The sequence below is a fragment of the Leifsonia sp. SIMBA_070 genome (assembly GCF_046534635.1).
Classification (GTDB): Bacteria; Actinomycetota; Actinomycetes; order Actinomycetales; family Microbacteriaceae; genus Leifsonia.
The window spans coordinates 1-251 of record NZ_JAWRYK010000648.1 but is presented as its reverse complement, the minus strand read 5'-3'; the positions used below and the strand labels follow the sequence as shown (position 1 = coordinate 251).

The 251-nt window shown below is 67.3% G+C and carries 1 protein-coding gene; it reads left to right on the top strand.

All coding sequences use genetic code 11. The annotated features are described in order from the left end of the window. Positions 1 to 251: hypothetical protein (locus SB754_RS21830; protein ID WP_410784402.1), on the top strand; the 251-nt coding region annotated here is incomplete at both ends.

Below are 251 nucleotides of genomic sequence, written 5' to 3'. Positions count from 1 at the left end.
CAGCTGGACAAGCGGGGACTGCTCCCGGCCATCACCTTCATCTTCTCCCGCAACGGCTGTGAAGGCGCCGTGCGGCAGTGCGTGGACTCCGGCCTGTGGCTCACCAGCGAACCCGAGCGCCTGGCCATTGCGCGCATCGTGGATGAAGCCAGCCAGGACATTCCCGAGGACGATTTGGAAGTCCTGGGTTTCTGGACCTGGCGGGAGGGCCTGGTCCGCGGATTCGCCGCCCACCACGCCGGCATGCTGCC